The organism is Phytobacter cepae, assembly GCF_054165735.1.
Genome location: NZ_CM135107.1, coordinates 2,194,933 through 2,207,875 on the forward strand (window position 1 = coordinate 2,194,933; position 12,943 = coordinate 2,207,875).

The 12,943-nt window shown below is 54.0% G+C and carries 11 protein-coding genes and 2 pseudogenes; 6 read left to right on the forward strand and 7 right to left on the reverse strand.

Annotated features, from left to right (window positions below; genetic code table 11):
* Positions 1–4: 4 nt before the first annotated feature.
* The gene (locus ACUY4Q_RS10285) at positions 5–346 is read right to left on the reverse strand and encodes a TehB family protein (protein ID WP_458046917.1); all 342 of its coding nucleotides are present in this window, start codon (positions 344–346) and stop codon (positions 5–7) included.
* A gap of 88 nt (positions 347–434) precedes the next feature.
* Complete coding sequence (gene dsbB, locus ACUY4Q_RS10290) at positions 435–965, reverse strand: disulfide bond formation protein DsbB (RefSeq protein ID WP_458046918.1); 531 nt, start codon at positions 963–965, stop codon at positions 435–437.
* A gap of 353 nt (positions 966–1,318) precedes the next feature.
* On the opposite strand from dsbB, the gene fadR reads away from it, so the two are divergent.
* Positions 1,319–2,038 carry a fatty acid metabolism transcriptional regulator FadR gene (fadR, locus tag ACUY4Q_RS10295; protein WP_458046919.1) on the forward strand — a complete coding sequence of 240 codons (720 nt, stop codon included), beginning with the start codon at positions 1,319–1,321 and terminating at the stop codon, positions 2,036–2,038.
* Positions 2,039–2,081: 43 nt separating this feature from the next.
* On the opposite strand, the gene ACUY4Q_RS10300 is transcribed toward fadR, so the two are convergent.
* The gene (locus ACUY4Q_RS10300) at positions 2,082–3,614 is read right to left on the reverse strand and encodes a SpoVR family protein (protein ID WP_458046920.1); all 1,533 of its coding nucleotides are present in this window, start codon (positions 3,612–3,614) and stop codon (positions 2,082–2,084) included.
* Between the two features lie 319 nt (positions 3,615–3,933).
* Between ACUY4Q_RS10300 and ACUY4Q_RS10305 the strand changes: the two genes are divergently transcribed.
* The 3 genes and pseudogenes from ACUY4Q_RS10305 to ACUY4Q_RS10315 form a co-directional block, all read left to right on the forward strand.
* Entirely contained in the window at positions 3,934–5,235 is a 1,302-nt protein-coding gene (locus ACUY4Q_RS10305; RefSeq protein WP_458046921.1) for a D-amino acid dehydrogenase, read from the forward strand.
* A gap of 14 nt (positions 5,236–5,249) precedes the next feature.
* Positions 5,250–6,320 (forward strand): catabolic alanine racemase DadX, encoded by a 1,071-nt coding sequence (gene dadX / locus ACUY4Q_RS10310; RefSeq protein WP_458046922.1) that lies wholly within the window; start codon positions 5,250–5,252, stop codon positions 6,318–6,320.
* 6 nt (positions 6,321–6,326) lie between these two features.
* Positions 6,327–6,398 (forward strand): annotated as a pseudogene (locus ACUY4Q_RS10315) (hypothetical protein); the annotation flags it as partial.
* A 3-nt stretch (positions 6,399–6,401) separates the two neighbouring features.
* Here the strand turns inward: ACUY4Q_RS10315 and ACUY4Q_RS10320 are convergent.
* Positions 6,402–8,069 (reverse strand): annotated as a pseudogene (locus tag ACUY4Q_RS10320) (potassium/proton antiporter); the annotation flags it as partial.
* 140 nt (positions 8,070–8,209) lie between these two features.
* Positions 8,210–9,121 carry a muramoyltetrapeptide carboxypeptidase gene (ldcA, locus tag ACUY4Q_RS10325; RefSeq protein ID WP_458046923.1) on the reverse strand — a complete coding sequence of 304 codons (912 nt, stop codon included), beginning with the start codon at positions 9,119–9,121 and terminating at the stop codon, positions 8,210–8,212.
* Between the two features lie 98 nt (positions 9,122–9,219).
* Here ldcA and emtA point away from each other — a divergent pair, with 98 nt between their 5' ends.
* Positions 9,220–9,831 carry a membrane-bound lytic murein transglycosylase EmtA gene (emtA, locus tag ACUY4Q_RS10330; protein ID WP_458046924.1) on the forward strand — a complete coding sequence of 204 codons (612 nt, stop codon included), beginning with the start codon at positions 9,220–9,222 and terminating at the stop codon, positions 9,829–9,831.
* On the opposite strand, the gene ycgR is transcribed toward emtA, so the two are convergent.
* On the reverse strand, positions 9,832–10,563 hold the full coding sequence (ycgR, locus tag ACUY4Q_RS10335) for a flagellar brake protein YcgR (RefSeq protein ID WP_458046925.1): 732 nt from the start codon (positions 10,561–10,563) through the stop codon (positions 9,832–9,834).
* 210 nt (positions 10,564–10,773) lie between these two features.
* Between ycgR and ACUY4Q_RS10340 the strand changes: the two genes are divergently transcribed.
* Positions 10,774–11,028 carry a GlsB/YeaQ/YmgE family stress response membrane protein gene (locus tag ACUY4Q_RS10340; protein ID WP_458046926.1) on the forward strand — a complete coding sequence of 85 codons (255 nt, stop codon included), beginning with the start codon at positions 10,774–10,776 and terminating at the stop codon, positions 11,026–11,028.
* A 69-nt stretch (positions 11,029–11,097) separates the two neighbouring features.
* Here ACUY4Q_RS10340 and ACUY4Q_RS10345 read toward each other — a convergent pair whose 3' ends face one another.
* On the reverse strand, positions 11,098–12,801 hold the full coding sequence (locus ACUY4Q_RS10345; protein ID WP_458046927.1) for an alpha,alpha-trehalase: 1,704 nt from the start codon (positions 12,799–12,801) through the stop codon (positions 11,098–11,100).
* Between the last annotated feature and the right edge of the window lie 142 nt (positions 12,802–12,943).

The window sequence follows — 12,943 nt, forward strand, 5'->3', positions numbered from 1 at the left end:
ACCGTTACGCCTTTTTAGCGTGGAACAGTTCATCGCTGCCGTTATCGTCTTCCACCCAGAAGTTGATATTAAACTGCGCATCGTCGCTTAATTCGATGCGATGCCAGTATTGCGGTGGGCTGGTGGCGAACTGACCGGCATTGATCATCACCTTCACCTCATGCTCGGTTGCCTGTTCGTTAGCAAAACCAAAATAGGTTACCGTGCCTTCCATCACCACCAGTTGCCCGAATACCCCGGCCGCGGTGTTGTGATGTGATAGCAAGGCCGCCGGCACATTTTCTTTAGTGAAGAAAGGCGTAGAGCGTTTCACTTTCCAGTTAGCAGGAATACGTAAATGCGACATAAAAACCTCCTCTATAAGCTGCATTTAAAATACACCTTATGAAAATGAATCGCAATTGAACTAAAAAAAGCGCCCTGAGGCGCTTTTCTCAACGACCAAACAGGTCGCGTTTTTTCGGTTTGAAGGGCTGAGCAATCAGCACCAGGACGGCTATCGCTAAGTAGGCAACAAAGATACCCAGCAGCCATTGGGGCATTTCCAGCGACAGGAACTGCCACTGTTTTTCAGCACAGTCACCAGAGGCAACAAAAATCTGGGGTAGCCATTTATCCAGCGGCAGCCATGTCGGGAAACGGGCCGCGAAATCGCAGGTCATAAATGGAGAGGGATGAAGCTGAATCATCGTATGCTCATAGGCTAACTGGATACCACGCCAGGCGCTGTATAACCAGATAACAATCGCCACATAGCGCAGTGGCGTTTTCGGCGCGATCGCGCCAACCAGGCCCGCACCCATCACGCCAAACAGAGCCGAACGCTCATATATACATAATACGCATGGTTTCAACAGCATGACGTGCTGGAACCACAGCGCCGCAAGTTCAAGCGCCAGCGCGGTAAACGCCATTAACAGCCAGGCGCCGCGCCCGCGTGAGCACTTGTTTAAGTATCGCAACATAATCAATTCCCTGGGACACGCTTAGAAAACGCAGTGTAAACGAATTCACATCGCAAGCCACTATCACCAAAGAAAATAATACGTAATTGGATGTTTATCCGTCGTCAGGTTAAAGGGTTTCGCAAAGTATGTAATTAAAGCGCTAAAGCTAACGTAGTTTTTGCAAAAAACGTTAACTAACCCGGCGCCGCAGGGCCTTTTCCCGGTGTGTAGATTGATGCACAGATAAGCGAGGTGAATCTTTTAAAATGGGCAGCCGATCCCCTTTTTCTTCACCCCCTGTGCTATCTGCCCCTTAATGGGTCTGGTATGATGAGTGATATTTGCTTATGTTGTTTAATGGAAATCTCACTATGGTCATAAAGGCGCAGAGCCCGGCGGGTTTCGCGGAAGAGTACATCATCGAAAGTATCTGGAATAACCGCTTCCCTCCGGGGTCGATTCTTCCAGCTGAACGCGAACTTTCCGAACTGATTGGCGTCACTCGTACCACCCTGCGTGAAGTGTTACAGCGTTTAGCCCGCGATGGCTGGCTGACGATTCAGCATGGTAAGCCGACGAAAGTTAATAACTTTTGGGAAACCTCAGGGCTGAATATTCTGGAAACACTGGCACGTCTGGATCATGAGAGCGTTCCGCAGCTGATCGACAATCTCCTGTCAGTACGTACCAATATCGCGACGATCTTTATTCGCACTGCCTTCCGTCAGCACCCTGACCAGGCGCTGGAAGTGCTGGCGAAAACGCGCGAAGTGGACGATCACGGCGATGCCTTTGCTGAACTGGATTACAACATTTTCCGCGGCCTGGCATTTGCATCCGGCAACCCGATCTACGGTTTGATTCTGAACGGGATGAAAGGGCTTTACACCCGTATCGGCCGCCATTACTTTGCCAGCCCGGAGGCGCGCAGTCTGGCCCTTGGCTTCTATCATCGTCTGGTTGAATTGTGTGAACAAAAACTGCACGATCAGGTATATGAAACCGTGCGTAAATACGGTCATGACAGCGGTGAGATTTGGCAGCGAATGCATAAAAATCTGCCGGGCGATTTAGTCATGCACGGGCGATAAGCAAACAAAACCCCTCCGAAGCCAGAGGGGTTTTTTTATGGCATCAGAGTGAGTTATTGCGGGCAGGGCAACGGTCCAGTAACTCCACGCTGCCATCTTCATTTTGCTGCTCCAGTGTCACATCAAAGCCCCATAAACGGTGAACATGTTTAAGGACCTCCCGGCGCCCTTTATCCAGGGGGGCCCGATTGTGCGGGATATAGCGCAACGTCAGCGACCGATCGCCGCGCAGATCCACATTCCACACCTGGATATTCGGCTCCAGGTTACTCAGATTGTACTGTGACGACAGCTTGTTGCGGATCTCCCGGTAGCCATCTTCATTGTGAATAGCGGCAATCTCCAGATAGTTATTGCGATCGTCATCCAGCACGGTGAACAGGCGGAAATCACGCATCACTTTTGGCGACAGGAACTGGCTGATAAAACTTTCATCTTTAAAGTCGCGCATCGCGAAATGCAGCGTCTCCAACCAGTCAGAACCGGCAATATCCGGGAACCAGTATTTGTCTTCCTCCGTCGGCGTCTGACAGATGCGTTTGATATCCTGGAACATGGCAAAGCCCAGGGCATACGGGTTAATACCGCTGTACCACGGACTGTTATAGGGGGGCTGGAACACGACATTTGTGTGGCTATGTAAAAACTCCAGCATAAAGCGGTCGGTTACTTTGCCTTCGTCGTACAGATGATTGAGGATGGTGTAGTGCCAGAAGGTGGCCCAGCCTTCGTTCATCACCTGGGTCTGTTTCTGCGGGTAAAAGTACTGACTGACCTTGCGCACAATACGCAAAATCTCACGCTGCCAGGGCTCCAGTAACGGCGCGTTCTTCTCCATGAAATAGAGCAAGTTTTCCTGCGGCTCGGAAGGGTAGCGACGCGCTTCCACGACGGCTCTCTCTTCTTCACGCTTCGGCAAGGTACGCCACAGCGTGTTCACCTGGCTTTGCAGATACTCTTCACGGCTTTTTTGCCGCGCTTTTTCTTCCTGCAGCGAGATTTTTTGCGGGCGTTTATAACGGTCGACGCCGTAATTCATTAAGGCATGGCATGAATCGAGCAGTTTTTCGACTTCTTCTACGCCATAGCGCTCTTCGCAGTCAGTGATGTAATTACGGGCAAAAATCAGATAGTCGACGATGGAGCTGGCGTCCGTCCAGCTGCGGAATAAGTAGTTATTTTTAAAGAAAGAGTTGTGACCGTAACAGGCATGCGCCATGACCAGCGCCTGCATGGTAATGGTGTTCTCTTCCATCAGGTAAGCAATGCACGGGTTGGAGTTAATGACAATCTCATACGCCAGACCTTGCTGGCCGTGCTTGTAGAGACGCTCCGTTTCGATAAATTTTTTACCAAATGACCAGTGCGGATAGTTAATGGGCATCCCGACGCTGGAGTAGGCGTCCATCATCTGCTCGGAGGTAATCACTTCGATTTGATGGGGGTAGGTATCGAGGCGGTAGAGCTTTGCCACCCGGTCGATTTCGGCGAGATAGACATCCAGTAGTTCGAAGGTCCAGTCAGGTCCATCACTGAGACGTACAGAATCCTTATTCATGGAATCAAATGTAGCCATTAGCGCGCCCTCATTGTGAACAACCTTCTCTGTATGGAAGGTCTCATTTCAATGATAGAACACGCAATAAAAACTGTGGGTTAGCGCGTCGCTTTTACTTCACGATTTCCAGTGGTGAACAGGGGTGTAATGCCGGTAAGGCCAGCATTTTATGCTATGGCAAAAGAGCGCGCAGCAGGAGATGCCAGCTGAGCCAATACCTTTATTTACTGAAAGATGTGAGAAATATCACCATAAAAAAGCCATATGTTGAATAACATTTTCATCTGGGTTATCAATTTGTAATCAGATGATTGTGCTTTACTCATGGGAGCAGGCTATGCGAGTTGTCGTACTGGGAGGAGGCGTGGTGGGCATCACCAGCGCGTGGTATTTACGCCAGGCGGGTCACGAGGTGACGGTTATCGACAGGGAGCCGGGGCCAGCGCTACAAACCAGCGCCGCCAACGCAGGACAAATTTCACCGGGCTACGCTGCACCCTGGGCGGCACCCGGCGTACCCTTAAAGGCCATTAAATGGATGTTCCAGCGTCATGCGCCGCTGGCGATTAGCCTCGATGGCACACCGTCTCAGCTTAAGTGGATGTGGCAGATGCTGCGCAACTGCGACACGCGCCACTACATGGAAAACAAAGGGCGCATGGTGCGGCTGGCGGAGTACAGCCGCGACTGCCTTAAGCTGCTGCGTGACACCACCCATATCCAGTATGAAGGGCGGCAGGGGGGCACGTTACAACTCTTCCGAACCGCCGAACAGTACGAAAATGCGACCCGCGATATCGCCGTGCTTGAAGAGGCGGGCGTCCCTTACCAGCTTCTGGAGTCAGCCCGTCTGGCTGAGGTCGAACCGGCGCTGGCTTCGGTCTCTCATAAGCTCAGCGGTGGCTTGCGTTTACCCAATGACGAAACCGGCGACTGCCAGCTGTTCACGCAGAACCTGGCTGACATGGTGGCGCGAGAAGGGGTCACGTTCCGCTTTAACACTCCGGTCGATCGCCTGCTGTATGAGAGCGGGCAAATCTACGGTGTGAAGTGTGGGGATGAGGTCATCAAAGCAGATGCCTATGTGATGGCTTTTGGCTCTTATTCGACCGCCATGCTCAACGGCATTGTCGATATTCCTGTTTACCCTTTGAAAGGGTATTCGCTCACTCTACCCATTGCGGATGAGGCGGGGGCGCCTGTTTCAACTATCCTCGATGAAACCTACAAAATTGCCATCACCCGCTTCGATAAACGCATCCGTGTCGGGGGCATGGCGGAGATTGTTGGCTTTAACACCCTGTTACGAGAACCCCGGCGCGCAACGCTGGAAATGGTGGTAAAAGATCTGTTCCCGCAAGGCGGTCATGTTGAACAGGCCACATTCTGGACCGGGCTGCGCCCAATGACCCCGGACGGTACGCCTATTGTTGGCCGTTCGCCGTTTAAGAATCTGTGGTTGAACACGGGTCATGGCACCCTCGGCTGGACAATGGCTTGTGGTTCAGGGCAATTGCTCAGCGACCTGATCTCAGGGCGAACGCCGGCGATTCCGTGGGAGGATTTAAGCGTGGCCCGATACCTACCGGGTTTCACGCCCGGGCGCCATGAGCAGCAGTTACACGGCGCGCACAACTGAAACAAGGAGAACGCATGTCACGTCCCGTACAGGCCGCGATCGATTTGCAGGCATTGCGCCACAATTTGCTGACAGTTCGCCGTGCGGCACCCACGTCGCGCATCTGGTCGGTGGTAAAAGCCAATGCTTACGGTCACGGCATTGACCGGATCTGGCGGGCGCTGGAAGGCACGGATGGTTTTGCACTGTTAAACCTTGAAGAGGCCATACTGCTGCGAGAACGCGGGTGGAAAGGCCCCATCCTGATGCTTGAAGGCTTTTTCCATGCCGATGAACTGCCGCTGTTTGATAAATACCGGCTCACCACCAGTATTCACAGTAACTGGCAACTCAAAGTTTTGCAGGATGCGCAGCTTCATGCGCCGCTGGATGTTTACCTCAAGATGAACAGCGGCATGAACCGGCTGGGCTTTCAGCCTGAGCGGGTGCAGAGCATCTGGCGTCAGCTTCGTGAGCTAAAGAATGTGGGTGACATTACCTTAATGGCCCATTTCGCCAACGCCGAACTGCCTGATGGCATCACCGAGGCGAAAGAACGGATTGCCCGCGCAACAGAAGGGCTGGAGTGTGCATGTTCTTTCTCTAATTCAGCCGCCACACTCTGGCTCCCGGAAGTCCATGCGGACTGGGTACGGCCCGGCATCGTGCTTTACGGTGCGTCACCTTCAGGGCAGTGGCAGGATGTCGCCAACAGTGGCATTCGCCCGGTCATGACCCTGTCCAGCCAGATAATCGGTGTACAGACCTTACAGGCCGGAGACAGCGTCGGTTACGGAAGTCGTTATTCTGCCCGCGGTGAGCAGCGCATCGGAATTGTCGCCTGCGGCTACGCAGACGGTTATCCGCGCCTTGCCGCGAACGGAACGCCAGTGCTGGTGGATGGGGTTCGAACCGGTACGGTGGGAGCCATCTCCATGGACATGCTGGCGGTAGACTTAACGCCCTGTCCGCAAGCGGGTATCGGAACCCCTGTGGAATTGTGGGGAAATGAAGTGAAGATTGACGAAGTTGCTGCTTCGGCAGGCACGGTGGGCTATGAGCTCATGTGCGCTCTGGCCCCCCGCGTGCCTGTTGTGACACTGTAACCTAACGTGAGGTGGTTATTCCGCCTCTTCCTCCGCGACCCGCACCCCAACCTTCGATACGGCGTTCTCCGCTTTTTCAGCCACCGTCCAGACCATACCGGCAAATTCTACCTGGTCGCCCACTACCGGGGCCGCCCCCAGCAGTTGCTGAACAATCTCGCCGAGCGTTTGCTGCTTGTCGCGATACTCCAGCCCCTCTTCCAGTCCGTAAATCAGTGCGACATCGGCAAATTTAGCGTTAGCCTCAAGAATAAAATCACCGAAGAAACGCTGATCCAGTGCGACAGGCGGCGTCTGGCTAAAGAGCTTACCGAGCGCTGGCAGGTCGCGCTCGCGGCCAATCACGCAGAGTACGTCCCCTTCACGCAGACGGGTGCTGCCGCTGGGGTGCAACAGCACATTGTCACGAAACAGCGCCGCAATGCGTGTCTCTGCGGGCATATGTAAATCACGCAGCGCCGCACCTACACACCATTTATCGGCGCTGAGCTGGTATACAAACTGCTCCCACGGGTTTTCCGGGTGAATATCCAGCCCCAAACGGGAGACGGGCATCCCCACCGGAGGCACCACCACCTTCGCCTTTTTTGCCGCCCAGGAGAGGGACGTTCCCTGGAACAACAGAGAAACCAGCACCACGAAGAAGGCGAGGTTAAAGAACAGGCGAGCATGATCGAGCCCGGCCATCATCGGGAAAACCGCAAGAATGATCGGCACCGCGCCGCGCAGCCCCACCCAACTGATGAAAATACGCTCACGCAAATTGAAACCGCGGAAGGGCAACAGTCCGGCGAAAACCGACAACGGTCGGGCGACAAAAATCATCCATGCGGAGAGGATCAGCGCCGGGATAGCAATCGGCAGCAGATCGGACGGTGTGACCAGCAGACCCAGCACCAGGAACATGCCAATTTGCGCCAGCCAGGCCAGACCGTCGAAATTTTGCTGAATGGCAAAGCGGTTGCGAATCGGACGGTTGCCCAGCACAAAACCGCACAGGTAGACCGCCAGGATACCGCTACCTTCAATGGCGGTGGTGACAGCAAACACCAGGATACCGCCGCTCAACGCCAGTAAGGGGTAGAGCCCGGCGGGCAGGTCGATACGGTTTATCATTTGCAGGAGCAGATAACCACCGCCCAGTCCGACCAGTATCCCGAGGCCAAACTCCTGCACGATGTGTAGCGCAAACGTCCAGCTTAATCCCAGATTATGCTGTTGAATCATTTCAATCAGGGTGATGGTCAAGAAGACGGCCATCGGATCGTTGCTACCGGACTCTATCTCAAGGGTGGCCCCGACGCGTTCGTTAAGTCCTTTGCCGCCGAGCAGCGAGAACACTGCCGCCGCATCCGTGGAGCCAACAATCGCCCCAATCAGCAGCCCTTCAATTAAGTCGAGATGAAATAGCCAGGCCGCCATCATGCCGGTCAGGCCGGAGGTGATAAGCACGCCGATCGTCGCCAGCGACAACGCCGGTCCGAGCGCAACCCGAAAGGAGCTGGCCTGCGTGCGCATGCCGCCATCCAGCAGGATCACCGCCAGCGCCAGGTTACTGACCATGTACGCGAAGGGATAATTGTCGAACGGAATACCGCCGATACCATCAATACCTGCCAGCATACCAATGGCAAGGAAGATAACCAGGATAGGAATACCGAGACGGGAAGAAAACGAACTTAATAAAATACTGCAGGTTACAAGTACTGAACCCAAAATAAACAGACTAATTACCGCCTCAGCGTCCAATGTCGTGCTTCTCCTCTCGACGTCATTCTCTATAATTCCCGCCCCCCGGGTGCGTCTGACGCACAGCAGGGCGCGGGTTGCAAAACCCCTTTATATTAACGGCAGAAAAGTTGAATTAATAAGCCAGATGAATAATTTTTTTATGCCGACAGCACAGGATGCCCGCTCAGCGTCAGTTGCGCATATTCATCATGACGCAGCACTGCCTGCGCACCCAATGGCAGAGTGACCGTTTGCTGTTCGTGGCCAAACGCCAGTCCCGTTAACACCGGGATGGTCAATCGGCTTCTCAGGTAGTCCACCATGGTCATTAAAGTGTAGCCTGCATCGTAGTCATTCGGTTCAGAACCACTGAAACTCCCCAGAATTAAGGCATTCTGGCGAGCGAGCACTCCACTATGCAGCAGTTGCAACAGCATGCGTTCTACCCGGAAAGGATGTTCGTTGATGTCTTCCACCACCAGGATGCCGCCATCGATGGTCGGGAACCAGGGCGTACCCAGCAGTGAGTTAAGCATCGCCAGATTTCCCCCCCACAGGGTACCCTCAGCCTGGCAGCGCGGCCCCTGACCGTTCCACTCGACGGTGAAGGTTTCATTGCGCAGTGCTCGCCAGAAATGATCCAGCGTGAAGTCATTCAGCGTCGGAGCGCCAAAATTACCCGCCAGCATCGGGCCGCTAAAGGTAATGACGTTACCAAGCGACAGTAAGCCTAACTGAAAGGCGGTGAAATCGCTGTGACCACAAATGAGAAGCGGGTGAGAGCGCTGACGGGCAATCAGCCCCTGCCAGTCGACCTGCTCAAGCAAGCGACTGGCCCCATAGCCGCCACGGACGGGCAGGACAATGACATCGGCCTCGTCTAGTTCAATAAGCGCATTCAGGTCGTGTACGCGCTCCGCGTCAGATCCGGCAAAGCGCTGGTCCCGGCGGGCGATCACCTGGCGATTGTCCACCTGGTGTCCCATTGCCTCCAGTCGTTGAACCCCAAGTGCTGCGGCAGACTGATTAATGCAATAGCCGGAGGGGGCTACCAAATGAAACCTGGACATGGCAATTCCTTGCTGACATCTGATCGGAAACGGTTATCATGCCGCTAACCTTGTTCGTTGTCATCCGTAGAGATGCGTTCACCATAGAAGGATTGCGTGTGAAATTAAGATGGTTTGCTTTTTTAGTGGTATTGCTGGCGGGCTGTAGCTCAAAACAAGATTACCGTAACCCGGACTGGAATCCGGAAGTGCCGGTAAAACGGGCGATGCAGTGGATGCCCATCAGTCAAAAAGCAGGCGCTGCCTGGGGGGTAAGCCCACGACTGATTACGGCCATGATTGCCGTTGAGTCCGGCGGTAATCCGACGCTGGTGAGTAAATCTAACGCTGTTGGCTTAATGCAACTGAAGGCCTCCACGGCCGGACGTGAAGTGTATCAGCGCATGGGCTGGAAAGGGGAGCCGACCACCAGTGAGCTGAAAAATCCGGAGCGTAATATTTCGATGGGTGCCGCTTATCTGAGTATTCTGGAACACGGCCCGCTTGCCGGAATCAAAAATCCCGAGGTGATGCAGTATGCCCTGGTGGTCTCTTACGTCAACGGCGCGGGGGCGTTGCTCAGAACGTTTTCGTCAGACAGGAAAAAGGCCATCAATGAGATCAATGATTTGAGCGCGAACGAATTCTTCGAACACATCGTGGATAACCACCCTGCGCCTCAGGCGCCGCGCTATATCTGGAAAGTACAAAAAGCGATGGATGCGATGTGATTATCGCACCCGACTGGCGCGTTCGCGCGCCTCGCGCTCCAGCGAAAAGATAATGCGCTGGAGTTCGCGTTCGACGCCCGGGCTGACGTTCAGGAAACGGAAACTCAGTCGGGGCGTGGTAATGGTCTCATTCTTGCCATCCACCACCTTACGTTCGCCAATCGCGATCAGCTGAGCATCAAAATAGAACTGCCCCCAGGACGCCATGTCCAGTTCAATCTGCGAAAAACGCATCCCCGCCTGTAACCCTTCGGGTAATACGCCATCCAGCAGTGCGCCCATGCCACCCAGCGAGAGATCGAAGAGACGAAAACGGAGTTCGGCTTTGTTAGGCAATAATGCTTTACAAAAATAGGCCGGGTGCAGCGGCGCATTGATGCGGAAATACTCGCGGCGTTGAATGAAGAACAGTGAGTCGGGCAGCGGCGTAATGAAAGCGGGCAGGGACTGCCAGATACCACTCTCAAGCTTTGGCAGCGTAAATTCCACCTTCGCCCCCTGGGTTTCGGCAGACACTGTCACCTTATCGGCGCGCTGGACGGACGTATTTTCAAACTCCTGACTGCCAAAGTCCATGATCAGGGCATCAGGGCTCACGTCGAGAATCTTACTGATGAACTGACCACTTGCCCAGGTGATACGCACCGGGACCTGATGCTTCTGCAGGTCGCGAATCACACCAAGCACCGCTAAGGGGTTATTTTTCAGGAACTGCTCACTGTACTTACTCACGCCGAAAGGCTCCTTGGTAACTGACAGACCGTCTGGATTGTCTATCGGCATTTGCCGAAATTACTTCAGACAAAAGCGAAATTATTTTTACAAAAGTTTCGATTAAGTCCGTGAGAAGAAATCAGTTTTCGCTCTATAGCCTATACTTAACGCAACGCGTCGCCATGGTGGTCGACGCAGTTGTATGACGTTTGAGCAGGAGAGAGCAAAATGGGCATCATCGCGTGGATTGTATTTGGCCTCATCGCCGGAATTATAGCTAAGTTCATCATGCCGGGACGAGATGGCGGCGGCTTTATTTTAACGTCTATTCTGGGGATAGTCGGTGCGGTCGTCGGTGGCTGGCTGGCCACGATGTTTGGCATGGGCGGCGATGTTACAGGCTTCGATATCCGTAGTTTCGCTGTAGCAGTGGTAGGTGCGATTGTGGTGCTGGCCGTATTCAGGATGATTCGCCGGGACTGAGTTATTTCCCGCCTCAAACCCTTTTGAGAATAAACCCGGCAGATGCAAATCTGCCGGGTTTTGCTTTCTTTACTGCGCCACTTTCTGTGCTGCGGGTTGTTGCGTGGTTGCCGCGTCGGTAACGGGCTGGGTGGCAGGCAGGCTGTCACAAGGGTTTTCTTTCGGGCAGACTAAATCGAGCATCATCAGAGTGACGCCGTTCGTCCAGCCAAAACCATCCTGCAACGGATATTCGCCACCGCCACCGCCGGTTCCGGTGGTACTGACATCATATTTCTCCACCAGCTTCTTCTCGCGGTCATAAGTGTGTTGAACGTTAGAAAGGAAGCGCCAGGTCACATCCATCGCCAGTTTCTTGTGATTGTAATTCTGCAACCCGGCGGTGGCGACCCACTGGAGCGGCGCCCAGCCGTTTGGCGCATCCCATTGCTGACCGCTGTTCACGGTGGTGGTAGAAATTCCCCCCTGCTTCAGCAAACGGGCCTGCGTAGCGGTGGCCACCTTGTCTGCACGGTCTTTGGCGGCGGCGTTCACATACAGCGGGAAGAGGGCCGCAGCGGTCAGCTGATTACGCACCTTCCTGGTCTTCAGGTCGTAATCGGCATACCAGCCGTCTTTATCATTCCACAGGTTGGCTTCCATCCCTTTCTGCCGTGCGCTGGCAAGCGCTTCAAACTTGCTGGCTTTGGCGCTGTCACCCGACGCCTGGCTTGCGCGAGCAATCATTTTCTCCAGTTTGAACATCAGCGCATTCAAGTCGACCGGCACGATGCTGGTGGTGCGAATCGAACCCAATTGATTCGGGTCATCCATCCAGCGTGAACTGAAGTCCCAGCCCGATGCGGCGGCAGAGCGCAGATCGCGATAAATTTCGGTCGCAGGGCGATTAGGATTGTTTTTCGCCGTGGTGACGTCATCCAGCCAGGATTCCGGGCGCGGAGTATCTTTATCATCCCAGTATCGGTTCAGCACTGAACCGTCTTCCAGTTTGACGACCCGCTTATTCGCTTCGCCATTCTGCAGGCTATCCGCCCCTTCCATCCAGTACTGATACTCTTTTTCCAGTTGCGGCAAATAGGTTTTCAGCACCTCATCGCCTTTTTTACTGGCCAGCAATTCCACCATAAAGGCAAAGAACGGCGGCTGAGAACGGCTCAGATAATAGCTGCGGTTACCATTGGGAATATGTCCCCAACTGTCGATTTCATAGGCGAAGTTCGCCACCATGTCTTCGATTTTGTCCCAGTGGCCGCTTTCAGCCAGGCCGAGCATGGTGAAGTAGCTATCCCAGTAGTAGACCTCACGAAAACGCCCGCCGGGCACCACATACGGTTGCGGCAGCGGCAGAAGTGAATCCCATTTGCTGGCGTGATCGGTGGTACGGGTCAAAACGGTCCACAGGCCATCAATATGTTCACGCAGGTTTTGCCCTTCGGGCGGCACATACTTCTCGCCTTCTTTGGGTAAGTCGAAATTGACGTTAACAAAATGGCGCAAATCAAAGCTGGTTTGATTCCGTTGCATCCGGTAATCCGCAAGGATCATCAGCGGATCGCCTTTGGGCACGGCATCAGCAAAGGTTTTTTGATCGGGAAAGAGTTTAGCGCTTTGCACATCACTAAAGAGCGGCCCCAGCAAAATGTCCGGTGACGGCTTAATGTTTTGTTGTTCTGCGGCGAAGGCCGAGGGGAGGAGAGAAAGCAGGGCACCACCCAGTGCGAGGTGCATTGCAAGATATAGCGTGCGCTGACGGCGCAAATAAGGTCTGGTCATCAAGTGTTCTCCTTAGCAGGTAAAAGCGGGGCCGCTATAGCCAACCTTGTGAAAACCTTAGTCGAATTTGCGAAGCGTAGCGTGTTGGATGTGGCATTTTGCGCGCTTACAGACAATTTACCTTGCCGCTTTCCCCCTTGCA